16 protein-coding genes, 5 tRNA genes and 1 other RNA gene are annotated in these 23628 nt (G+C 66.2%); 14 read left to right on the forward strand and 8 right to left on the reverse strand.

Annotated features, from left to right (window positions below):
• Positions 1 to 118: 118 nt before the first annotated feature.
• On the forward strand, positions 119 to 1090 hold the full coding sequence (locus tag FJY88_01630) for an aldo/keto reductase (protein MBM3286045.1): 972 nt from the start codon (positions 119 to 121) through the stop codon (positions 1088 to 1090).
• Complete coding sequence (locus tag FJY88_01635) at positions 1084 to 4335, forward strand: hypothetical protein (protein ID MBM3286046.1); 3252 nt, start codon at positions 1084 to 1086, stop codon at positions 4333 to 4335. Before FJY88_01630 ends, FJY88_01635 begins: the two co-directional genes overlap by 7 nt.
• A 62-nt stretch (positions 4336 to 4397) precedes the next feature.
• On the opposite strand, the gene FJY88_01640 is transcribed toward FJY88_01635, so the two are convergent.
• Positions 4398 to 4481, reverse strand: a tRNA-Leu gene (locus FJY88_01640).
• Between the two features lie 71 nt (positions 4482 to 4552).
• Between FJY88_01640 and smpB the strand changes: the two genes are divergently transcribed.
• The 5 genes from smpB to FJY88_01665 all read left to right on the forward strand — a co-directional run bounded on the left by smpB (position 4553) and on the right by FJY88_01665 (position 9425).
• Entirely contained in the window at positions 4553 to 5041 is a 489-nt protein-coding gene (smpB, locus tag FJY88_01645) for an SsrA-binding protein SmpB (protein MBM3286047.1), read from the forward strand.
• Between the two features lie 1152 nt (positions 5042 to 6193).
• Positions 6194 to 7072 carry a GerMN domain-containing protein gene (locus FJY88_01650; protein ID MBM3286048.1) on the forward strand — a complete coding sequence of 293 codons (879 nt, stop codon included), beginning with the start codon at positions 6194 to 6196 and terminating at the stop codon, positions 7070 to 7072.
• An 81-nt stretch (positions 7073 to 7153) separates the two neighbouring features.
• The gene (locus FJY88_01655; protein MBM3286049.1) at positions 7154 to 8014 is read left to right on the forward strand and encodes a glutamate racemase; all 861 of its coding nucleotides are present in this window, start codon (positions 7154 to 7156) and stop codon (positions 8012 to 8014) included.
• An 8-nt stretch (positions 8015 to 8022) separates the two neighbouring features.
• Positions 8023 to 8829 carry a ribonuclease PH gene (locus FJY88_01660; GenBank protein MBM3286050.1) on the forward strand — a complete coding sequence of 269 codons (807 nt, stop codon included), beginning with the start codon at positions 8023 to 8025 and terminating at the stop codon, positions 8827 to 8829.
• On the forward strand, positions 8826 to 9425 hold the full coding sequence (locus FJY88_01665) for an XTP/dITP diphosphatase (protein MBM3286051.1): 600 nt from the start codon (positions 8826 to 8828) through the stop codon (positions 9423 to 9425). The genes FJY88_01660 and FJY88_01665 overlap by 4 nt, the downstream gene beginning before the upstream one ends.
• Before the next feature lie 2 nt (positions 9426 to 9427).
• On the opposite strand, the gene FJY88_01670 is transcribed toward FJY88_01665, so the two are convergent.
• The 3 genes from FJY88_01670 to FJY88_01680 form a co-directional block, all read right to left on the reverse strand.
• Positions 9428 to 9504, reverse strand: a tRNA-Arg gene (locus FJY88_01670).
• A gap of 33 nt (positions 9505 to 9537) precedes the next feature.
• Positions 9538 to 9613 (reverse strand) — tRNA-His (locus tag FJY88_01675).
• 24 nt (positions 9614 to 9637) lie between these two features.
• A tRNA-Pro gene (locus FJY88_01680) sits at positions 9638 to 9711 on the reverse strand.
• Between the two features lie 104 nt (positions 9712 to 9815).
• Here FJY88_01680 and FJY88_01685 point away from each other — a divergent pair.
• The 3 genes from FJY88_01685 (at position 9816) to ssrA (ending at position 10792) form a co-directional block, all read left to right on the forward strand.
• Positions 9816 to 10289 (forward strand): single-stranded DNA-binding protein, encoded by a 474-nt coding sequence (locus FJY88_01685; protein ID MBM3286052.1) that lies wholly within the window; start codon positions 9816 to 9818, stop codon positions 10287 to 10289.
• 70 nt (positions 10290 to 10359) lie between these two features.
• Positions 10360 to 10435: transfer RNA gene (locus FJY88_01690), tRNA-Lys, on the forward strand.
• A gap of 14 nt (positions 10436 to 10449) precedes the next feature.
• Positions 10450 to 10792, forward strand: a transfer-messenger RNA (tmRNA) gene (gene ssrA / locus FJY88_01695).
• Positions 10793 to 11004: 212 nt separating this feature from the next.
• Here ssrA and FJY88_01700 read toward each other — a convergent pair.
• Both FJY88_01700 and FJY88_01705 read right to left on the reverse strand, forming a co-directional pair.
• Positions 11005 to 12423 (reverse strand): hypothetical protein, encoded by a 1419-nt coding sequence (locus tag FJY88_01700; GenBank protein ID MBM3286053.1) that lies wholly within the window; start codon positions 12421 to 12423, stop codon positions 11005 to 11007.
• The gene (locus tag FJY88_01705; GenBank protein ID MBM3286054.1) at positions 12420 to 13259 is read right to left on the reverse strand and encodes a hypothetical protein; all 840 of its coding nucleotides are present in this window, start codon (positions 13257 to 13259) and stop codon (positions 12420 to 12422) included. Before FJY88_01705 ends, FJY88_01700 begins: the two co-directional genes overlap by 4 nt.
• 259 nt (positions 13260 to 13518) lie before the next feature.
• Between FJY88_01705 and FJY88_01710 the strand changes: the two genes are divergently transcribed.
• From FJY88_01710 to FJY88_01720, 3 genes are read left to right on the forward strand one after another with little or no spacing between them, the layout of a single operon-like run.
• The gene (locus FJY88_01710) at positions 13519 to 14754 is read left to right on the forward strand and encodes a tetratricopeptide repeat protein (protein MBM3286055.1); all 1236 of its coding nucleotides are present in this window, start codon (positions 13519 to 13521) and stop codon (positions 14752 to 14754) included.
• 39 nt (positions 14755 to 14793) lie between these two features.
• On the forward strand, positions 14794 to 16704 hold the full coding sequence (locus FJY88_01715) for a hypothetical protein (GenBank protein ID MBM3286056.1): 1911 nt from the start codon (positions 14794 to 14796) through the stop codon (positions 16702 to 16704).
• Between the two features lie 4 nt (positions 16705 to 16708).
• Complete coding sequence (locus tag FJY88_01720) at positions 16709 to 18385, forward strand: helicase (protein ID MBM3286057.1); 1677 nt, start codon at positions 16709 to 16711, stop codon at positions 18383 to 18385.
• A gap of 432 nt (positions 18386 to 18817) precedes the next feature.
• Here FJY88_01720 and FJY88_01725 read toward each other — a convergent pair whose 3' ends face one another.
• Positions 18818 to 19984, reverse strand: coding sequence for an ATP-binding protein (locus FJY88_01725; protein ID MBM3286058.1), 1167 nt, complete (start codon positions 19982 to 19984; stop codon positions 18818 to 18820).
• A 403-nt stretch (positions 19985 to 20387) separates the two neighbouring features.
• Positions 20388 to 21584, reverse strand: a complete 1197-nt coding sequence (locus FJY88_01730; protein MBM3286059.1) for an ATP-binding protein — start codon at positions 21582 to 21584, stop codon at positions 20388 to 20390.
• 356 nt (positions 21585 to 21940) lie between these two features.
• Here FJY88_01730 and FJY88_01735 point away from each other — a divergent pair, with 356 nt between their 5' ends.
• Complete coding sequence (locus FJY88_01735; protein MBM3286060.1) at positions 21941 to 23203, forward strand: ATP-binding protein; 1263 nt, start codon at positions 21941 to 21943, stop codon at positions 23201 to 23203.
• Positions 23204 to 23628 lie beyond the last annotated feature (425 nt).

A 23628-nucleotide genomic window follows, 5' to 3' on the forward strand; every position in this document is an offset into this window, starting at 1 on the left:
ATTCTACACCGGTCGCTTGACCGCACGAGAGTCTCTTCCTAGCTTCGAGTCAATCGGACGCGAGACGGGGGAGGAGTCACCCTCGCGCTCGGCCGTTCGGCCTCGAAAGGAGCAGAGCATGGACTACACGCGTCTGGGTAGGACCGGCCTCAGAGTGAGCAGGCTCTGCCTCGGGACGATGAACTTCGGCCCTCACGCGACCGACGCGGAGAGCTTCGCGATCATGGACAGGGCCCTCGAGCTCGGGATCAACTTCTTCGACACCGCCAATGTGTACGGATGGCGCAAGGGGGAAGGGGTCACCGAGCAGATCATCGGCCGCTGGCTCGATCAGCAGGGGGGGCGGCGCGAGAGGATCGTCCTCGCCACCAAGGTCTACGGCTCGATGGGGGATGGGCCGAATGATCGCCGGCTCTCGGCCTACCACATCCGGAGCGCCTGCGACGAGAGCCTCCGCAGACTCAAGACCGATCGGATCGACCTCTATCAGATGCACCATGTCGATCGCGATACGCCGTGGGAGGAGATCTGGGAGGCGATGGAAGGGCTCGTGCGGGCCGGGAAGGTCCTCTATGCCGGAAGCAGCAACTTCGCCGGGTGGAACATCGCCCAGGCTCAGGGGATTGCCGCCTCCCGCCGTTTCCTGGGGCTTGTCTCGGAGCAGAGCCTCTACAACCTGAAGGACAGGATGATCGAGCTGGAGGTCATCCCTTCCTGTCGCGCCCACGGCCTCGGCTTGATCCCATGGAGTCCGCTGGCCGGCGGGCTGCTCGCCGGCGCGCCGGCGCACGCCAGGGACGGGCGTCGCGCATCGGAGGGCGTCCTCAAGAGCGCGCAGAAGAACGGGCCGCAGCTCGAAGCATATGAAGCCCTCTGCCGCGAGATCGGAGAGCGGCCGGCAGATGTGGCCCTTGCCTGGCTCCTGCGCAACCCCGCGGTGACCGCCCCCATCATCGGTCCCCGAACGATGGAGCAACTGAACGGGAGCCTGCGCGCATTGGCCCTGTCCCTTCCGGAGGATGCCGTCAAGCGCCTGGAGGAGATCTGGCCGGGCCCGGGCGGCGAGGCCCCCGAGGCATACGCATGGTGACGATGCGCGCGCGGTCATGTCCTCTGAGAGCCCCTGTCCCGCTCTTCATCGCCTGTCTGATGATCTTGGCCGCGAGCGCCGTCGCGGCTGCAGCGCCGGCATCCCAATCGGGCGACGGCGCGCGGATCGAGGGCCTCGACACGCTCGCGACCCGGACTCTCTTGCGCGCCTTCGATGGCCTCGGAATCGCGCCGGTTGAGCTCGGCTTCGACAAGCTCTATGCGGAGGACGACACCTTCCGCCTCGCGATCGTCGAGGAACTCCTGAACGATCCACTCCGTCTCCCGAGCTGGCAGGCGAGGACGGTCGAGGGAATCCGCCGCATCGTCGACGGGTGCCGGGACTCCCCGCACCGAATCGGGGCTCTGATCCAGGACCTGGGGGAGATCGGCGAGGCTTCGATCCGCCCGGCCCGGAGCGCGCCCGGAAGTGACAATGCCTCCGGCGCGGTTCGAATGCGCCCTCCCGCGAGCCGGCGCCACCACGGGCGATGGGCCGGCGAGTGGGGCCGTCGCTCGGACGACAATCGCGCCGCGCCGCCGGTCTCGAGGTTCATCGACGGATGCCTCGCGGCCGAGCGGGACCTCGATCGAGCCTTCGCCCGGCTGACCGACCGGGACAGGACGACGATCCTCCTTCTGGCGCCCGCTTTCTGGGGGGACTGGGAGGATCCCGACTCCCCTGATCGATTGCGCAAGGGCGCGCTCCACCGCGAAGTCGGCTCGCCGATCGACACGACGGGAAGAGTGACCGCGGATCCGATCCTCGATGCCGCGACGCGGCTCGATCGTTCGGCGCTGACCCTTGCCGCCTGGGAGTTCGTCAAGGCCTTCGCGGTTCTCGGCGAGGGGATCGCCGCGGGGCGCTTCGGCGAGGGGACCGCGGCAGGAGGCTCTCCATCGACAGCGGGGCGAGGCCTCCTCGACCGCGTGAGCGGCAGCGGCCGGAAGATGGAGGGGATCACAGGGAGGGTCCGCGGCGTCCACGACACTCCATGGGGACTGCTCGTCATCGGCGGAGATGGGCCAAATGTCTACTCGGCCGAGGCCCTCTCGCGGATCGCCTTCCTCATCGAGCCGGGGGGAGACGATGTCTACCGCGGCCGGATCGCTTCGGCCCTCGGCGGGCTGACCCGGTCCTTCTCGGGGATCTACGACCACGAGGGGAACGACCTCTACGACGCGCACGATCGTCCCTTCGCCCTGGGCGGGGCCGTTCTCGGCGTCGCGGCGCTCATCGATCGCTCGGGCGACGACGTCTATCGCGGAGATGACGGCGCCCAGGGAGCCGGCTTCTTCGGAGTGGGGCTTCTCTACGACGGCGCCGGCGTAGACTTCGTGGAGGGGCGCAACTTCTGCCAGGGGGCGGGAGCCTTCGGCCTCGGGGCGCTCATCTCGAACGGCGCGGCGACGCCGCCTCCCGCGCCGAGCCCCGAGGAGGATCGCGCCTTCGCCCTGGGAATCGTGAAGGTCCCCGGCACGGGGGCCTTGCCCGTCCGCTACGACGACAACGACATCTATCAGGCCGCGCGGCAGTCGCAGGGATTCGCCTCGACCTTCGGCGTCGGCCTCCTCCACGACGAGACGGGCAACGATCTCTATCGCGCCGGCGGCCGTTACCTCCACCGCCCGCTGCGCCCGAACGACTTCCAATCCCTCTCGCAGGGATTCTCGATCGGCTTCCGTCCGCGCGCCGCGGGAGGGATCGGGATCCTGATCGACGAGGAAGGGAACGACTTCTACAACGCCGAGATCTACGCGCAGGGGGTGAGCTACTGGTACTCGATCGGCCTGCTGCACGATCGCTGCGGCAACGACCGCTACCACGCCACCCACTACGCCCAGGGCGCGGGGGTCCATCTCGCCGTCGGCTCGCTCTGGGACGGCGGAGGCGACGACCAGTACGTCTCGCAGTTCGGCGTGACGCAGGGGACCGCCCACGATCTGTCGGTCGGCTTCCTGCTCGACGAGTCGGGGGACGACTACTATGTCGTCGACGGCGGCCAGGGGATGAGCATCACGAACTCCTCCGCCATCTTCATCGACGCGATGGGCAACGACCTCTACGCCACGACCGGTGGGGGGCAGGGGACGCTCACATGGGCGCGCGGATTCTGCGGGGCGGGGATCTTCCTCGATCTCGAGGGGAAGGACACATACCCCGCGCACTCCGGCGGGAAGGACGGCGCCGTCTGGAGCCACGACCTCTACGCCCTGGGGATCGACCTCGATCGCGACCTGCAGCTTCCCGGGGAGACGACTCCTGACATCGTCCTGACCGCGCAAGACACCGTGCGCTCCGTGAAGGATCTCTTCGCCGAAGCCTCGATCTGGGAGGTCGGAAGCGCGCGGGAGAAGGTCCGCCGCGCCCGCAAGGCGCTTTCCACGAAGGGGCGCGAGGCGATCGAATACGTCCTGCGGGAGAAGATGGCGAGCGACGACGGCCTCGAGTACCGGGCGATCCTGGAGGTCGGGCAGACCGACCCCGAGCTGTTCACCCGCCGCATCCTGGCGCGCCTCGACGATCCGAACGGGCAGGTGCAGCGCAACGTGATCGCGCTGCTGGGAGAGATGACGCGGAAGGAGGGGCGCCTGCCTCTGGAGGGGTTGCTCTCGCGGGCGGAGCAGGAGAAGAACTGGACGAGAGTCGTCCAGGCGTTGGGGAGGATAGGCGAGCCGGTGTCGGCGCCCGCGATTCGACCCTTCCTTGGCGATCCGTCCGAGCGCAGGAGGATCGCCGCCTGCGTCGCGCTCGCATCCATCAAGGACACCCTCTCCGTTTCGGCGATGGCGGCCCTCCTCGATGATCCGCTCCTCACGGTCCGATCGGCCGCTTCCTCGGCTCTGCAGTCCCTCGGGGCGGCCGCGGTGGCTCCGACGGCCGAAACCCTGGGCGGCGCCGGCGGTGGCCGGCCGGCCGGAGAGTCGGACCCGGCGCGCGAGCATCAGATCAGAGTCAAGGTCGAGACGATCGGGAAGATCATGGTCGCGTTGGAGGGCAAGGCGGACGAGCGGAGCCTCCGCGCGCGCCGACTCGCCGTCGAGACGCTTCTGGCGGAGATGGATCGGCTGCCGCCTCACGCCCCTGCGACCGCGGCTTCCGCGGGAGCGGCCCGCGCCGCGGCGATAGGCGCCTTGATGAAGGCCGGCGATGAGAAGACGAAGGAGGCGGTCGCCGCGCGCATGAAGGGCGAGACCGATCCGCTCGTGCTGCGGACGTACGAGATGGCTCTCTCCAGGGAGTAGGAGGCGCTCTCCGGGATGCTGAATTGACTAGGGCGGCCTCTAGCGGCCGCCCTCTGTCGCTGTGCGGAAGGGGGGAGTTGAACCCCCACGAGGGAACCCTCACTGGACCCTGAACCCAGCGCGTCTACCAGTTCCGCCACTTCCGCAAAACCCTGGGATTCCGGGGCCGAGATGGTATGCTAGGCGCTCGTCACCATCGAGTCAAGCGGAGGTCAGAATGCCCGCCCCACGCGCCGGCGTGACGCCGGAGGGGATCCAGAAGGTCGTGCAGAATCGGCGGGCCCGGCACGACTACTTCATCCTCGAGTCGATCGAGGCGGGAATCGAGCTGCGGGGCACCGAAGTCAAGAGCATCAGGGCGGGGAAGGTGAACCTTGGGGACGCCTACGCGCAGGTCATCGGGGACGAGGCGTGGCTGCTGCAGATGCATGTCAGCCCATACGAGCAGGGGAATCGATTCAACCACGACCCCCTGCGCAAGCGAAAGCTCCTCCTCCACCGCCGTCAGATCCTCCGCCTGCGCCAGCACACGCAGGAGAAGGGGCTGACTTTGATCCCGCTCTCCCTCTACTTCAAGGGCCGGCACCTGAAGATCGAGCTGGGGCTCGCGAAGGGCAAGCGCTACCACGACCGGCGCGAGGATGTCGCGCGCCGGGACGCGCAGAGGGAGATCGACCGCGCGATGCGGGGGGACCGTGAGAGGTAGGCTCGATCTCGGATCCCGTCTCCTCCTGGCGGCGCTCTTCCACGCGCTCCTGTGCATCTCCAGCTCCTCCGCTCTCGCCGCCCCGGCCTTCATCGACCCCGACTCCGTCGTCATCGTCCTCCCGCAGGACGGCCGGCCGCCGCAAACCGTCCCGATCGTCGATCGGGAGGGCCGCCGCTATCTTCCCCTGGTCTCCGTGGCGCGCGCCCTCGGCGTTCCCTTCTCGTGGGATCCCTATGCCTACAGGGGTTGGCTCGAGACCGATTCGGTGCGCACCCGTTTCACATTCGACAGTTCTCTCCTCCTGCACGGCGCGGATCTGGTGCAGATGGACGACGCCGTCTCCTACGATCGTCACGGCGTCCTGATGCCGATCGACTACCTCGCCGTGCTCAAGGAGGCCCTGAGCGCGGGCCGGTCGATCTCCTGGAGGAAAGCGGAGGGGAAGTTCGTCTGGGGCAGCTCCTCGCCGCGATTCAGCCATGTGCGCCACGCGCAGGTGGGGCATCGCAGCAGCGTCCGCCTGAGCGGCCCCCGCCCGGATCGCAGCATCCTGCTCTGGTCTCCCGTCGCCGGGCTCGACGTGCTGTTGGAGGGCGTCGCGCCCCATGCCGAGAGCCTTGTCGTGAGCCCCGCCCGCGGCCTGCTCGACGTGAGAGAGGTGACCGGATGGGGTCGCGGGAGCCGGATCCACGTGCATGTCGACCCTCGCGCCCTCGGCGCTTCGATGAGCTACGACGAGCGAGAGGGATTCCTCGAGCTGGCCGCGACGACATCCATCGATGAGGTCGACCGGGGGAGGTTGCGGCCTCTCCGCCGCGCGGAGATGCCACGATCTGCCGGGGTGGAGGGCCCGATCCTCCTCTCGACCTGGACGGACGCGACCCGCGATCCGGCCGAGGCGGCCTACGCCCTCGGAGACATCGCCGACAGGATCGCGCGGATCCTGGCCGATACGCTCGGGCTGGAGGCGCTCTACATCGCCGATGTCGCCGCCCCGGAGGAGTTCGCGGCTCGCGCGAACCGCGCGCGCGCGCGTTGCGCGGTCGCCTTCAAGCTCGACTCCTACGGAACCGGCGCCGGACAGGTCCAGGTCTGGGCGCCCCTGGCCCGCTTGCGGTGGGAGGCGCTCAGCCAGGATGAGACCGCCCGATCGGCCGCCGCCCGGCTCCTCCTCTGGAGCGAGACGCCTCTTCTGTCCGCGGGCGCATCGGAGCAGCTCGCGGCGACGATCGCCTCTCACCTCGAGTCGCTTCTCGCGCCCGATGTGGTCGTGCGCGGGCGCCGTCCCTCCCGCTGGCTCGAGGGATTGACGATGCCCGCGGTGCTCGTCTATCCCGCCCTCACCAACGACCCGATCTCCCTCGAGAGGCTCCTCGATCCCATGAAGCGGGCCGAGTTCGCCCGCTCGATCGCCTTTGGGATCTCCGAGGCCCTCACGCTCGGGACCTACGAGGAGGTCCGTCTGTGAGGCGGCTGGGCTGGATCCTCGCGCTGGCTCTTGTCGTGGCCGGCGGCCTTCTGCTCGTGCGTGGGCTCGCCCGCCTCATCCAGCAGCCGCAGGAGGTCGAGGCGCGCGGCGTCCCGCCCGGCTCTCCGCTGCGAGCCGTGCGACTCTACTTCGGGGCGACCGACCATGTGGGGCTCGTCTCGGAGGAGAGGGTCATCCTCGATCCCGGGAGCGTCGAGACGCTCGCCGCGGCCGTAGCGACCGAGGTCCTGGCGGGCCCGACGGACGGAGTGACCGGTTTCTCTTCAGCGACGGCCGTCCGCGCCTTCTACCTCACTCCCGACGGCACCGGCTACCTCGATCTTTCGCAGGATGTCCTGAGGCGGTGGCCGCGCGGCGACGGTCTCGAGTGGGTGAGCGTGGGATCGCTCGTCCGCTCGATCGCCGAGAACGTCCCGGCGGTGCGCGCGGTGCAGATTCTCGTCGAGGGGCGGGTGGTGGAGCGCACCCCGGGCTCGATCCCCCTCGATCTTCCGCTCGTCCCCGAGGCGTTCGGAACGACGGGCGAGGTGCTACCGTAGTGGGACGATGGCAGCGCGACCCGCTTGGGCGCCGCTCCGAGTCGCTAGATTCCGTCTAGGGGGATTCCGATGACCGATTCGATGGCCGCTTCACGGGACAGAGGGGAACCGCGCGATCAGCGGGATCTGCCGATCGGCGTCTTCGATTCGGGGATCGGCGGGCTCACGGTGGTGCGGGAGATCCTCCGCCAGCTGCCCGGCGAGAACGTGGTCTACTTCGGGGACTCCGCGCGCGTCCCCTACGGCGGCAAGTCGCCCGAGACGGTGACCCGCTTCTCGATCGAGAACACCCACTTCCTCGCGCGGCGCGGCATCAAGTTCCTGGTCGTCGCCTGCAACACGGCGAGCGCGCTGGCCCTGCCCGTCCTGCAGCGGAGGTTCGATCTGCCGATGATCGGCGTGATCGATCCGGGCGCGCGGGAGGCCGTCCAGAGGACGCGGAACGGGAAGATCGGCGTGATCGGGACGACGGGAACCGTCGGCTCGCGCGCCTATGACCGGGCGATCGCCGAGATCGCGCCCGACTGCTCCGTCGAGGCCGCGGCCTGCCCGCTCTTCGTTCCCCTCGCCGAGGAGGGCTGGACGGAAGGGGAGATCCCCCTGGGCATCGCGAGGACCTACCTCGATCCCCTGCGCGGAAGCGGCGTCGACACGGTGATCCTGGGCTGCACGCACTACCCGCTTCTGCGGGGTGTGATCGCCGATGCGCTCGGCGCGGAGATCCTCCTGATCGATACGGCCGAGGTGACCGTGGCGGAGGTTCGCCGCCGGCTCGAGGAGCGGGGGCTCCTGCGTCCCCCGGGCGCTGGGGACGGCGAGCGGCATTTCTTCCTGAGCGATGTCCCCGTGCGTTTCCGCGAGATCGGCGGCAGGTTCCTCGGCGAGCCGATCGACGACCTCGCATGGATCGAGCAGTCGGACATCCCATGGTACGAGAGGTGACGGGAGCGATGGCTACGCCGAGACGGGGCGGGAACCCAGGAAGCGAGCTCGGGGCCGGACGCGAAGGCGCCGGCGCGCGCGCGGACGGTCGCGGAACGCTGCGGATGAGGCCGATCCGCATCCTGCGCGGCGTCCTGGCGCACGCGGAGGGTTCGGCTCTCATCCGCATCGGCAGGACGCAGGTCCTCTGCGCGGCCAGTGTGGAGGAGAGGGTCCCGGTCTGGCTGCGAGGCCGCGGGCAGGGGTGGCTCACGGCGGAGTACGGCATGCTCCCCTGCTCGGTTCCCAACCGGGCGCAGCGGGGAAAGACCTCCGGACGCTCGTTCGAGATCCAGAGGCTGATCGGAAGGAGCCTGCGGGCGGTGACCGACCTCTCCGTCCTCGGGGATCGCACGATCACGATCGACTGCGACGTGATCGAGGCCGACGGCGGGACCCGTGTCGCCTCGATCACGGCGGGATGGATCGCCCTCCACGATTGCGTCGAGCGGCTCCGCGAGAAGGGGCTTCTCAAGAAGGATCCCCTCAAGGACCGCGTGGCGGCCGTCAGCGTGGGGCTCGTCGACGGCGCGGGGATCCTCGATCTCTCCCACTCCGAGGACTCGCGCGCCCAGGTCGATCTCAACGTCGTCGGCACGGCCGGGGGGCTCCTGGTCGAGGTCCAGGGGGCCGCGGAGGGGGATCCGTTCCGGGAGGAGGATCTGCGGATGTTGGTGCGGATCGGCCGGCGCGGCCTGGCGGCGATGCTCCGCGCCCAGGAGAAGGCCCTGGCTCGCCCGCCCTCGCCCGGCGTCGACCTGGTCAAGGCGCCATGAGGATCGTCCTGGCGACCGCCAACAGGGACAAGGTGCGCGAGCTGCGCCACGCGCTGGAGGGGCTCGCTGTCGAGATCCTGACGCGCGACGACTTCCCGGGGGTCCCGGATGTGACGGAGGACGGCCGCACGCTCGAGGAGAACGCCCTCAAGAAGGCTCGCGCTCTCTGCGCGGCGACAGGGTTGGTTGCCGTGGGAGATGACACGGGGCTCGAGGTGGCGGCCCTCGGCGGCGCGCCGGGGGTCTACAGCAGCCGGTTCGCCGGCGCAGGCGCCACCTACGCGGAGAATGTCCAGAAGCTCCTGCGGGAGATGGACGGGGTGCCGATGGAGCGGCGCGGAGCGCGATTCCGCTGCGTGATCGCCCTCATCGAGCCGAGCGGGGCGGAGATTCTCGTCGATGGAACCTGCGACGGGACGATCCTGACCGGGCCGCGCGGCGATGGGGGTTTCGGCTACGATCCGATCTTCTCGGTTCCGCCCGAGGGTCGAACCTTCGCCGAGATGACGATGGAGGAGAAGGACAGGATCAGCCACCGCGGGCGGGCGATGGCATCCATGAGGAGGCTTCTCGCGGAACGCTTCCTGCTTGGCTAGGCTGGCGCGCCCGGAGGGACTCGAACCCCCGACCCGCGGATTAGAAATCCGCTGCTCTATCCACCTGAGCTACGGGCGCGTGTTGGCGTGGCCGGAGGCCTGGCAATGGGAATGGGGTGGATGATGGGGCTCGAACCCACGACATCTGGAACCACAATCCAGTGCTCTGCCAATTGAGCTACATCCACCGCCATGTTCTTGTGGAGAAGCCTTCGGGGTGAGAGGATTTGAACCTCCGACACCCTGCTCCCAAAGCAGGTGCGCTACCAGGCTGCGCCACACCCCGAAAAGGGACTGCCATGGGGCGCAGAAGGAAGCCTACGGCACCCGGCCCGGGTTGACAAGGGGCTTGGACCGCCGGCCGGATGGGCCGGGAAGGAGCTGGATTCGATGGGAAGTCTGAACAAGGTCATGCTGATCGGGAACCTCGGGGCCGATCCTGAGATCCGCCGCACCCAGTCGGGGCAGGTCGTCGCCACCCTGCGCCTCGCCACGAACGAGAGATGGGGCGACCGCGACGGGAACCAGCAGGAGCGGACCGAATGGCACCGCGTCATCGCCTGGGGCCGGCTTGCGGAGGTCTCAGAGCAGTATCTGCGGAAGGGGCGCCAGGTCTACGTCGAGGGACGCCTGCAGACGCGCCAGTGGCAGGATCAGGAGGGGAAGACCCGCTATTCGACGGAGGTGGTCGCGCAGAACCTCCAGATGCTGGGATCCCGGGGCGCCGGAGGCGAGCCCGACATGGAAAGGGATCGGGGAGCGATGCCGGCCGGGGTGTCGCGGACGGCCGTTCCCGAGGGGCAGCCCGAGTACGACGATTCCGGCCCTGTCGGCCAGGGGGACGACAGCGACCTTCCGTTCTGAGCCGGTCCGCTCCCCTTGACCCCCGGGGGAGCGGTATCTACACTTGGTTCTTGTCTGTTCGGCTGAACATGCGCCACTAGCTCAATTGGCAGAGCAACTGACTCTTAATCAGTAGGTTCAAGGTTCGATTCCTTGGTGGCGCACCATCTCGATGGAAACTGGGGGCGCCTGGTTTCGACGGGGGGAGGGAAGCCAGAACTGCGTGCCGAGCTGTCATGGCCTCGTAAAACCCATGGCAACGTTCAACTGCCAACACTGAATTGGCACTAGCCGCCTAGCGGCTACGTCCTCTGCGGTTGTGCCTACTGGGTCGCAGAAGGACGTCGTTACAGATGGCTAGTCGCGGAAGCGTCTCGGTACCGCGGCGAAACTAAACGAGGCTGGCCCTGACTGGATCCTGACGGCCGGAGCTTGAGGGGCGAGATACAATAGACCGCATACGCACGTAGAGGTTCTCGCAGATCTCCTTTCGGACGCGGGTTCGATTCCCGCCGCCTCCAATTATATGTAGGGCAATAATTTACGGCTGGACGATGCTCTGTGCCTCAATAGAGGGTCGTCATACATGCCTGTCGCCGCTCTCTTGTCGGTCGGTCTCCGAGGCCTGATCTGGTTCAAGGGCGTGGGCCATCCGGAGCGTGAGGAATGCCACCATGCGCTCCTCTTCGGAAGAGGCACGATGCTCGCGTGAGGCGCGGGCAGCGATCCTCACACTTCAGCTCACGCGATCGAGGTAGCCCCGCCTGCCAGAGCAGGTCCGCCCGCCCGGCGCTTTGTGCCTTCTGAGGGTCGCGTTGTTGCTCGTATGGCGAAACTCCTTGCTGCACGCGGGACATCGGAACACGTACGTCGGTCCGACGCGATGCGTCCTGGGAGAGGTCGTCGTCCGCAAGCGCCGAGTCGGCGCTGCGGCATGACGCTGGGGAATCGCAGACGGCAGGATCGGCGCGAAGCCGCCGGAGACGAACTCGATCCGGTACCGAGGCGTGAAGGGCTGATCCGTCGGCCGCGCGTTACGGATCTCGGCAGTGTTGAACGCCTTGATGTGTGTTCCCCCAACCTCCCAGGCGTAGAGGAGGATGTTCCCGGTTCCCGCTTGCCGTAGTGAGTAGGGTTCGACCAGCCGGTCGCGTCCGTGGTAGGTGAAACGAATGAGAAGCCGGTTCGACCCGGCGAAGCGGATCGCCTCGAGTCCGAGGCCCCGACCCCAGTAGCGGATCCCAGCAGGCGCGATCGACTCAAGATCGCCTGGAATGGGCGCCCGAGGGAGTGCAGCGGCGGGAATCGGAACAGGAGTGTCGATCCACTGCAAGGAGGCGGGGACGCCTTCGAGCATGCTGTCGATGGGCGGAAGCTGCGGCAGTTGGTGCCGGAGCATGTTCTCCCACTCGGACCTGAGCTCTTCCGCCGTCCGGACATGAGCAACGAGTCGAGCGGATGTCGGGATCTCAAGTGCCTTCGCCTGGCATTTTCCTCGGAAGAGCTCCCGCGTCCGCTCGAGATTCAGACCGACGTCTTGGTTGTTCAGGACGTAGACGACGTCATAGAGGTCCCGCGGGCGCGTGCGCTCCTGAAGCGCCCGGGTCTTCTCAGCGAGAAGCTCTTCGAGCGGATAGGCCCGGATGCTCGCCGGAAGCGGGAGCGTGTCCGGATACGGATGGAAGATCGGAGCGCCGACCGGTTCGCTGAGGAGGGGTTCGTGCGCGGTGAGGTCGAAGAGGATCCGGCGGGGTTCTCCCGGGAAGGCGAGCGGTCCCTTGTATCCGAGCCGCGCCTTGAAGGTCGCGCGGCCCTGTTTGTCGTGCCTTTCGTCGACGACGATAGTATCCGCGGAGATCTCGATGCCGCTCTCCTCCGCCACGGCATGGGCGACCTCGCGCAAAACCGTGAGGATCTCGTCCCGCGCGTACGGTGCTTCCGGCCGCAAGGTGAAGTCGAGATCCTCGGAGAACCGGTACGTTTCGAAGTAACACTTCTTGAGGCAGGTGCCGCCCTTGAACACCCACATCTCGCTGACGACGGGATGGCGTCCCAAGCCCCAGAGCAGCCAGCCTAGGACGTAGTCCTTCTCGACGACCTCGGGCCGGAGTTGCCACTCGCTCGCCCGATCGAGGATGTCCTGCTTCGTGATCATTCGTCGTCTGATGAGGGGATCGATGCGTTCACCCAGAGTCCCCAACGCTTCAGGAGGCGCCCCTTGCTCCGAATCGACGGATCGAGTCGGATGACGCCAGTGCTCCGCCGGGCATGGGAGGTCAAGATGAGCGCCGTTTCTGTAGGGAAGAGCCGTTCGAGAAGAAACCCGAATCTCTTGATCCCAGCGGCCCGTGTCGCGTCACCGAGGTATTCGAGGATCTTCGGGAAGTTCGAGCTCTTCTGTGCGGCGTATGTCTTCAGGATATCGGTGAGGTGCCGGATTCCGCCAGCCCAGGTCGGATCAACGAGGGCGTCCGCGATCGTCCGCTCACGGTCCGAGACCGGAACCCGAACAGCCCCGCGCCACACCGGCGCGGTTCCGACAACGCGATCCGGGCGGACTCGGACGAGATGGAACTCCGTGCCGAGAAGACGCGGCGAGCGATTCCGAACGGCGGCGGCGGTCACGACGAAGGTGGACCGGAAGAGCTGTTCGGTCAGGCCCCAGTGCTCGGCCGCGCTCCAGCCGCCGATGTAGCACGGGGAGAAGAGACGGAGAGCGAGCACCCAGGGGTCGGGCGCGACCACAGCCTCACCGGCGCTCGACTCAAGCGGCAGGACGTAATAGAGTCCGCGATGCACGCGGGCGAGCCAACCCCGCCGGGCCAGGGCGGCCAGGCGGACGGCCGTGGATCGGCGGCTCAGGCCGAAGAGCGACGCGGCTTCGTCGACGGTGACAATCCCGCCGACGGCATTCCGAGCCAGGACCGTCAGGACAGCCCTTGCTGACGTGGACTCGCCCATTGCCTTATTTCGTAACGAGTTAGGTTCCATGGTATGATGCGAATGCCGTTATTCCTCTATTCCAGATACAACTGCACTCGCAGTGTACCCCTGTGGATCCCCCTGTCAAGACCGTCGGTTCAGAAGATCGCGACGCCGGGACAACGACAAGCGCTGCCCAAGTCCAAGGCCGCCGCGACCACTGCACGGAGCGCGCGCTGAGAGTCGCGGTCGGCGGTCCGCGCGAGGAGCCGTTCTTCCTGGCGCGCGCCACGCTGCGCTGGAGCGGGCGACAACAGAGAGAAGGATGATGAAGAAGATCGAAACCGATGCCGAGGAATGGGTCAAACTGGATCAGCTCATTGCGGAGATCACGGTCCATGCGCAGGGCGACGACGAGCAGTTCCAGGCGTTTCGGCAGATGCTCGCAGCCCGAATCAGTCTGCCGTCCGACGGGTTCGTCATCGGTGAACCTGTCTCGGTCGTGGGGTTCGAATACGATGGAAACCAGCGGCGCGGGTTGACGGTGCGGTGCCGGCGCCATGACGGCTCCGAGCATGTCGTGGTGGCATCTGAAGTCATACTTCCCGCAAGCACGGGCGGGGCTCGCTACCTTGACGCTTACCGGATGTGGATGGGCCTCGATCCGTCGCCTCGCGACGTCGCAACTCCGCCCTTCCGCAAGCGCCAGCACAAGGTCAAGGCGGCCGACATCGACCTCGGCGGTCCCGTCGAGCTTGTCGTGCTGTCCGTCGCGCAGAACGCGGCGCGTTGCAGGCTCCTGGGCAGCGATCGGGTCATCACGCTGCGCCCGAGTCGTCGCCTCTGGGATCTCGTTCCCGGCGAAATCGCGGTGGTGAGTCCGCGCAGACAGTGGAGCTACGCCGGTCACCCCTACCTGTCCGGCGAGATCGATTCAACGCGACTCGACGCCGCTGCGCTGGGCCTCGTGCCGCTGAAGCTAGAAGACCAGGGCGCCTGGACTCCTGGCGAGGACTACTGGGGTGAGGAGGATGAGCCGATCGAGGACTGGGCCAAGCCGATCATCGCCCATGGCCCCAGGCGAGCATTCGAGATGGAACAGGTGGTGCCGGGGAGAGACGAGCACGATTTCGACTCCGACCCGATCTGCGAGTCCAACGACCTCAAGGATGCTGGTGATCATGTAGCCGCGCACAAGATCCTCATGGGGCTCTGCTGGGCGGATCTCCGTTGTCTGGATGCCCATGCACATCTCGGCAACCTGGTCTTCGGCCATGGGCTGGGGGAAGCGATTCGTCACTACGAGGTCGGGTTTCGGATCGGCGAGCTGTCGCTGGGCCCGAACTTCGATGACCTCCTGCCCTGGGGACATATCGACAACCGACCGTTCCTACGTTGCATGCACGGCTTCGGCCTCTGCCTGTGGCGCCTTGGCCGATTCGAGGAAGCCGCGCGTATCTTCGACCGGATGCTCTGGCTCAACCCGTCGGACAACCAGGGCGTGCGCTTCCTAATCGACGACGTGGGGAGAAAGAGGGCCTGGGAAGGCCGGGAAGGGAGGTGACCAAGTGGGGAAGAAGTTGATGAGGCTGGGCCCGAAATCATGAAACGATACAACGCTGATGGAGGAATCCCCACGCTCCAAGTCGCGCTCACTGAGTACATGAACGCGGACGACCTCAGGAAGCTCGCCGCGCTGACCAAACAGAAGCTGCCCACCAGGAAGGGCGACCTCAGCGACCTCATCTTGCGGCATCTCGGCGGGGAGCGGTTGCGCACAGCCTGGCAATCCCTCGATGAGCTGCAGCGCGCGGCCATCGCCGAAGTTGTGCACTCGAGCTCGACCCGGTTCCTCGCCGATCGGTTCCTCGCCAAGTACGGACGAGATCCGAACTGGGGCACCGGCGACAAGTACGGCTACCAGCGCAGCCCGTCGATGCTGGGCTTCTTCTTCTACGGCAACGGGGTGATGCCGGACGATCTCAAGGCGCGGCTCAAGGCGTTCGTACCTCCCCCTGTCGAGGCCAGAATCAAGGTGATCGCGGACCTGCCGGCCGCCCACGCCCTTCCGTTCTCCCGGTGGAACCCGAAAACCCATGCCACGGAGAAAGGCACCAAAGAAGTCCCGCTCGCGGTTCACGAGACCGAGAGAACCGCCCAGCGGGAGCTACTCTCCATCTTGCGGCTCGTTGACGCTGGCAAGGTTTCAGTGAGCGACAAGACGCGTCGTCCCTCGTCTACGGCAATCGGCATAATCACGAACATCCTCGAGGGTGGCGACTACTACCCACGCCTCCCGGTCAAGGACAAGTGGCACGACGAGAACGCCGGGCCGATCCGCGCGTTCGCCTGGCCTCTTCTCCTCCAGGCCGGCGGCCTGGCTCAGCTCTCGGGCTCGAAGCTGCAGCTGACGAAGGCAGGCCGAAAGGCGCTCGCCGAGGCCGCTGCCGAGACGATCCGGACAATCTGGACGAAGTGGGTGGACACGACCATTCTCGACGAGCTGTCACGCATCGATTGCGTCAAGGGCCAGAGCGGCAAGGGCAAGCGTGGGCTCACGGCCGTATCCGCGCGGAGGGACGCGATCGCCAATGCGCTGGCCGAGTGTCCGGTCGGAGTCTGGATCCTGACCGATGAGTTTTGCCGCTTCATGCGAGCCTCGGACAACGATCTCTCGGTGACGCGTAACGCCTGGAACCTCTACATCAGCGAGCCCCAGTATGGTTCGCTGGGCTATGACAACAGCGCGCGCATTCTGGACGAGCGCTATCTCTATTGTCTCCTCCTGGAGTACGCCGCCACGCTCGGTATGATCGATGTCGCGCTCATTCCGCTAGTTGGCGCTCGCCGCAACTACGGCAATATGTGGGGCACGGACGGGCTGGCGTACTTCAGTCGCTACGACGGACTGATGTACTTGCGAATCACCCCGCTCGGCGCCTACTGCCTGGACGTCTCATCGAACTACCAGCCCACGCCTGTCGACGTGAGACCCGTACTGCGGGTGCTGCCCAATCTGGAGGTTGCGGCCATCGGTGCGGAGCTCGAACAGAGCGACCGGCTTGCCTTGGATACCTATGCAACCAGAGTGTCGGATCTTGTATGGCGGCTGGACGCCGACAAACTCCTCGCCGCCACGGAGAAGGGCCGGCCGGTACGTGAGATCCTGGAGTTTCTGATCGCCCGGAACGGCGATGCGGTCCCCGATACGGTCACCCGCTTGCTCGATGATGTCGCTGACCGAACCTCAAAGATCCATGACCGTGGCCTCGCGCGCCTTGTCGAATGTGCCGATCCCGCACTGGCTGCGCTCATTGCCAACGATTCGCGAATGCGAAGGTACTGCATGCGAGCCGGGGATCGACATCTGGTTGTGCCGGCACCTTCGGAGGCGGCATTCAAGCGCGCCCTGCGCGAGCTCGGCTACCTCCTGGCCCTGGGCGGGGCTCGACCTGCCAAGGACCACCGCCCGAGTTCAGCGGACGACGAGACACCGCAAGCAACTGAGGTCTGACCGCGTGGCGCTGTCGCCCGAAAACGCCCTGATCGTACAGAGTGACCGCAGCGTCCTCCTGGAGGTGCGCACCCCGAGGGCTGAGGACGCCAGGGTAGCGGTTGCTCCCTTTGCCGAGCTTGTGAAGAGCCCTGAGCATGTCCATACCTACCGCCTCACGCCGCTGTCGATCTGGAACGCCCGCGCGGCGGGGCTCTCCGCCGAGATGATGGTGGCTGCGTTGCGCGAGCACGCCCGGTACCCGGTGCCTCCGAGCATTGAAGAGGAAATCACCGACCTGGCGGCGCGCTACGGCCGCGTGGTCATCACTCTGGAAGGCGGGTCGCTGCGATGCACATGCGCGGACGAGGCGACGGCCGAGCTTCTCCGCCGAGATCGAAACGCCGGCCGGTACCTCGCCGACCGCGTGGACGGGACCAGCTTCCGCGTCGACCTGGGGCAGCGCGGCGCCCTGAAGCAGGCCCTGGTGGTCGCCGGATTCCCGGCCGAGGATCTAGCCGGCTATGTGACCGGAGACAGCCTCACGATCGCCCTGCGGGAGCGCACGGCCTCCGGCACGTCGTTTGAGGTTCGCGAGTACCAGAGGCGGGCGGCGGAGTTGTTCTATGCGGCGGGTTCCGAGCGCGGCGGCAGCGGTGTGATCGTCCTTCCCTGCGGCGCTGGCAAGACGATCGTCGGGCTTGCTGCCATGGAATTGGTCGGCCAGACGACGCTCGTGCTCACAACCAGCCTCACGGCGGTCAAGCAATGGCGGCGGGAGCTGCTCGACAAGACCACCGTTCGTCCGGACGACGTCGCCGACTATACAGGCGAACAGAAGAACACGGGGCCCGTGACGCTGACCACCTACCAGATGCTCACTTGGCGAGCGGATCGGGAGGACGAGTTCCAACACCTCGAGCTCTTCCGGGCGCGCTCGTGGGGTCTCATTATCTATGATGAGGTTCATCTGCTGCCGGCTCCGGTGTTCCGCGCGACCGCTGACCTGCAGGCATGCCGGCGGCTGGGGCTCACGGCCACGCTCGTGCGAGAGGACGGCCGCGAGGGAGACGTGTTTGCCCTGATCGGACCCAAGCGCTTCGACGTTCCCTGGAGGGATCTCGAACGGCAGGCCTGGATCGCCACCGCAACCTGTGTCGAGGAGCGCGTACCCATGAGCGCTGAGCGGCGGATGGAGTACGCCCTTGCGGACAGACGGTCGCAGTTCCGGATCGCTGCCGAGAACCCGGCCAAGATGGCTCGACTGCATAGACTGCTTGATCGACACAGCGACGGCAGCGTGCTGATCATCGGGGAGTACATAGCGCAGGTTGAGGCCATCGCCGAGGAGATCGGATCCCCACTGGTCACGGGCAAGACGCCGCAAGCCGAGCGCGAGCAGATCTATGATCGTTTTCGTCGCAACGAGCTGCACTGCATCGTGCTCTCAAAGGTCGGGAACTTCGCCATAGATCTTCCCGACGCCGACGTGCTCATCCAGGTATCAGGCATGTTCGGTTCTCGGCAGGAGGAGGCGCAGCGGCTCGGTCGCATCCTGCGGCCCAAGGGTGATGGCCGCGCCGTGCACTTCTTCACCCTAGTCTCACGCGATACCCGCGAAGAAGAGTTTGCCCACCACCGCAAGCTTTTCCTCATCGAGCAGGGCTACTCGTACCAAGTGGTCACCGCCGATGGCGGGTGAAGACCGAGAGGCGCACTCCCGCAAGGAGCGCCGCTCCTTGGTGGTGCCCTGGCCGCAGAGCGCATGATTGCCGAGTCTCGGCTCCTTCCGAGGGCCTTGTTGGAGCATCGAGGCGTCAGGACCTGAAGGCGGCGTGCGATGGGCAGTCATTGTCCGGCGGATCAGCATGTTCACGAAGATTCAAGTGGACCCTGGTTTGATCTGGACGGCATGAAGTGGATCAGGCAGGCGGCGGGACCCTGCCCTGCCGCCTCCAAAATGCCTCCACGACCGGGGGGGACTCGGGGGGACTCCAGGGGATAGAGGGGCAACGGAAAGGCGGCGGTAACTCGTGGTTTTCGAACCCGATCCGTCCGAACTCGCGCAGCGCCATCCGGTTAGGTTCTTGCCCGTAATCGGCTTCGATTCCCGCCGCCTCCACATCCCGAAGCGTCATGTCCCGGCGTTCAAAGGGCGCACGCGCTCCAGAAGCTGTACGCACGCGATTGCCCGGACCCGCTCCGCCAAGGGAAACGTGTCCCGCCCCGCGTGAACGATCTCCAAGCGGTCCAGTTTCAGATCCACCAGTGCGGAACGCATCGACGGGGTGACCTTCGGCGCATCCGTGCGTTTGAATTCGAAACCCAGACGCCGGTTTCCGCGCACGACTAGAAGGTCCAACTCCGCTCCCGTGTGGGTCCGCCAGAAGAAGCACTCCTCCGGTCGGGCCCCGAGCCGAGCCACCACTTGCTGCAGGCAGAACCCCTCCCAGGATGCGCCGAGGGCGGGATGCGATTGCAGCTCGTCGCGCCCCCGGATGCCGAGCAGTACGTGGAGCAGCCCCGGGTCAGAGAGATAGACCCGGGGCGCCTTGACTTGGCGTTTGCCGAGGTTCTCAAACCACGGCTGGACCTGGCGGACGACGAAAGCCGCCGTCAATAGGTCGAGGTAGCGGCGCACCGTGGTGTCCGCCACGCTGAACGCCCGGCCGAACTGAGAGGCATTCCATGGCTGCCCGTGGACATGGGCAAGCATGGACCAGAACCTGCGCAGGGTGACTGCCGAGACCCGCAGCCCGAAACCAGGAAGGTCGCGCTCGAGAAAGGTGCGTACGTACTCCTCCCGCCATTCCACCGAACGCGCCTCGGAGGAGGCCAGGAAGGACCTGGGAAGTCCGCCCCTCAGCCAGAGACGATCCAGGCGGTGTGGGCCGACTTCATCAAGGTCGAAGCCGCCGACCTCGTGGTGGGCAATGCGTCCCGCCAGAGTCTCTGAGCTCTGCTGCAGGAGCTCAGGAGAGGCACTTCCCAGGACCAGGAATCGCGCCGGAGTCCGCCTCCGATCGGCCAGTACGCGGAGGACAGGGAAGAGATCGGGGCGATGCTGGATCTCATCCAAGATCACGAGTCCGCGGAGATCCTCCAGTGTGAGCATCGGCTCCGCCAGGCGGGCCGCGACCCGGGGATCCTCAAGATCCAGGAAGGTGATAGGCCCGCGATGCCTCGCGGCCAGCATGTGTGCCAGGGTGGTCTTGCCTACCTGTCGAGCCCCGAGCAGCGCCACGACCGGGTGCCGGCTCAGCAAGGACTCAACCTTTGTGAGCTGTCGAGCTCGCTCCATGTCACCCTAAGCTACTATGAAAAGTCGGCGGCAGCCACAGACATTTCATGGTGACTCGCATGTATGACCCAGCGGACCCGCAGCGTCCGCGATCCGAAGTCCGCACTCGCACCTTCCGATCGGTTCGCACGCTTCATCAAACAGCTACAGCGGGCACCGGGACACGGGAACCTGCCCTGCCGCCTCCAGAATGCCTCCGCGACTGGTGGGGGACTCGGGGGACTCGGGGGGAATGACGGAGGCCGCGGTAACCAACCATTCTACAACCCGATGCGTCCGAAATCGCGCGGCGTCAACCGGTTAGGTTTTTGCCCGCAATCGGGTTCGATTCCCGCCGCCTCCAAAGTCATCTGCTGAGACTCCTCGGAATCAGGTCGGCGCACTCGCGCATGCCCCGGAAGCACTAGAGCGCGGCCCACGGGTGCACGACAAAGCCCTGCCTCCGATATGCCCGGTCCCCTGCGTAGACCAGGGCTCCCGGCGCGTCCGGTTGACCGCTCAGCTTCCTCCAGTACTCCAGGCCCCGGAAGAAGTCCGAGGCCACCGTCATCCCCGACTTGATCTCGATCGGCATGAGACTAGGGCCAAGCTCGAGCAAGAGGTCGATCTCATGCCCCGTCGAGTCACGCCAGAAGTAGAGATCACTCTCTTCTCCCTGGTGCAGCCGATTCTTCAGCAGTTCAGACACGATCAGGCTTTCAAAGACGGCGCCACGGGATGCGTGCCCGTGAAGCTCATCCGGGGAACGGATTCCGAGGAGGTAGCAGAGCAGGCCCGTGTCGAGGAAGTAGAGCTTGGGGCTCTTGATCATCCGTTTGCTGAAGTTGCGGTGGTGTGGCCGCAGGATGTGGATCAAGAAGCTCGCCTCCAGGATCGATGTCCACCGGCGAGCCGTGGTGTGCGTGATCCCGCAGTCGGCGCCGAGGGCGGAGAGGTTGAGGAGTTGCCCGTTGCGTCCGGCACATAGGCGGATGAAACGCCCGAAGATTTCGAGGTCGCCGACGTTGAGAATGCTACGAACATCCCTCTGAACGTAGGTCTGATAGTAACCTCGCAGCCACTGCCGGGGCTCCAGTCCCTTGTCGTGGATTCTCGGGTAGAATCCCCGGAAGAGCGTTTCCATGAGGTCGGGAACGGGTCCCCTTCTCTGCCGCGGCACGGTTCGCCCCAGTCGGGATACCGCGAACGGCCTTCTACCGTCCAGCTCCGACATCGAGAACGGAAGGAGATGGAGAATGGCGCAGCGGCCCGCCAGGGACTGGCTGAGTTTCTCCAGGAGCAGGAAGTTCTGAGAGCCACTCAGGATGAAGCGCCCCGGCTTCTCCTTCTCGTCCACCAGGGTCTGGATGTAGGAAAAGAGGTCCGGCGCGCGCTGCACTTCGTCCAGGATCACAGACCCGTTGAACTGGTGCAGGAAGCCCCGCGGATCCTCGCGTGCGAAGCGGCCATCATCAGGGTCCTCGAGCGAGACATACCGGTGACGTGGAAAGGCCGTCCGAGCCAGCGTGGTCTTGCCCGACTGGCGGGGTCCCGTCAGGGTGACCACGGGGTACTGCTCCGCGGCTCGGTGAAGGATGGGCAAGAGAGAGCGCCGAATCATCGGATCCTCCGTGAAGCGTCCGCAGATTGAATTTACGATATTCAATCTGTAAGATCCACTTGCCCGAGTCAAGGACCTTCCGCGACCCGGGACGCGGGAACCTGCCCTGCCGCCTCCAGAATGCCTCCACGACCGGGGGGGACTCGGGGGGACTCCAGCGGACTCGATGGGGATAGGGAGGGCAGCGGTAACCGATCATTCTGCAAACCGATGCGTCCGAACTCGCGCCGCGCCAACCGGTTAGTTTTTTGCCCGCAATCGGGTTCGATTCCCGCCGCCTCCAATTCTATCCGTGAACACTTCAGGCGAGAGGGCCTCTGCTGCATATTGGGAATCCGATTCCCAATTTGCTTGACATGGGACCGAAAAGGGAACAGGTTGTTCGCATGGCGGCGGCGAAGTACCTGACACGCACCCTGACCCCGGTGCTCCGGCGTGTTGCCCGGGAGTTCCCGAGCGTGGTTCTCACCGGTCCCCGGCAATCGGGCAAGACGACCCTGGTCCGGCGGATCTTCGGCGCGACCCACCGCTACTGCAATCTGGACGATCCTGAGCTGCGGGAACAGGCGCGCCGCGACCCCCGATTGTTCCTCGACCGATTTCCTCCGCCTCTCATCCTGGACGAGATCCAATACGCACCCGACCTGCTCTCCTACATCAAGATGGACATCGACGAGCACCGCTCGAGGAGAGGTCGTTACATTCTCGCCGGATCGCAGGTCTTCCCTCTCATGCAGGGAGTCACGGAGTCGCTCGCGGGGCGAGTCGCCGTTCTCCATCTGCTTTCCCTCTCCCTGCGCGAAGCGGCGGGAAGCCCCGATGAGGCTGCGGCGTGGCGGGCCCTGCTCTTCCCGGCCTCTGCGCCGGCTCCGACGGGCTCGCCCGCTCGGATCGCGCAGATCATCCTTCGGGGAGGCTATCCGGAACTCAGTGTGAGCCGAAGGACAGATGCCAGGCTCTGGCATTCCTCCTATGTCAGTACGTACCTGGAGCGGGATGTTCGCTCCCTGCGTTCCGTGGGTGACCTGGGTGATTTCCAGAGGTTTCTTGTGGCGCTGGCCTCGCGCACCTCCTCGTTGATCAACCTCGAGGACATCTCCCGTGATCTGGGTGTCACCGGCAAGACGATCAAGGCGTGGATCTCCGTGCTGGAAGCGAGTGGCCAGGTCCATGTCCTCCGCCCCTTCTTCGAGAACATCGGGAAACGACTGGTCAAGCGGCCCAAGATCTACTTCCAGGACACGGGGACCCTGGGCTTCCTGCTCAGACTCAGCGAGGCGGACCAGGTCCTGGCTGGAATGTCGGCCGGCCCCCTCTTCGAGGCCGCCGTCTTCGGGCAGATCCTGCGGCTTCTCCAACACCGCGGGGAACCGGTGCGTCTGGGCTTTTGGAGGACGGCCGCCGGTCACGAGGTTGACTTCGTCGTCGAGGATGGCCGTCGCCTGATCCCCATCGAAGCAAAGGCCACGGCCACGCCGACCCGTATGGACGCCCGTGGAATCGAGGAGTTTCAGAGTCTCTTTGGTGAGAGAGCCGAGCGGGGCCTCCTTGTCTGCCTGTGCCGGGAGCGCTTCCCACTGACTCGCACCGTCGACGCCGTGCCCTTCGGGAGTTTCTAGGCGGATCGGGCGGACACTGGGAGATCGGCCCCGCCACTCTCAGTCGCACCGGGCGCACAGATGATGCATTCGTCGACCGCTGGGAGAACGGAGCGTACAGGCCAGGACGCGGGAACCTGCCCGGCCGCCTCCACAGGTGTCTGCTGTTGCGGCTTGATGTCAGATGACGAACTCCCGGCCCGCTTTGCAGCTGCCAGTTGTCTCGTCTCTCGAAACCGCTGCAACCGAAGCCGCGCCCGTTGCGGGCTCACATCCTCGGCCCCGCGCCCCTCCCTACCGCCGAATCTGAGGCATGAAGTGAACGTGCTATCGGAGCCTCACGACCCGCACGGTCTTCCCCCCTCGCGTGGCGCAGTAGACGCCGGCCGGGACAGAGCCCCCGCGCTCGTCGCGCCCGTCCCACACAGGAGCCGCTCCATGGAGGA

This window comes from Candidatus Eisenbacteria bacterium (assembly GCA_016867495.1).
Lineage (GTDB): Bacteria > Eisenbacteria > RBG-16-71-46 > CAIMUX01 > VGJL01 > VGJL01.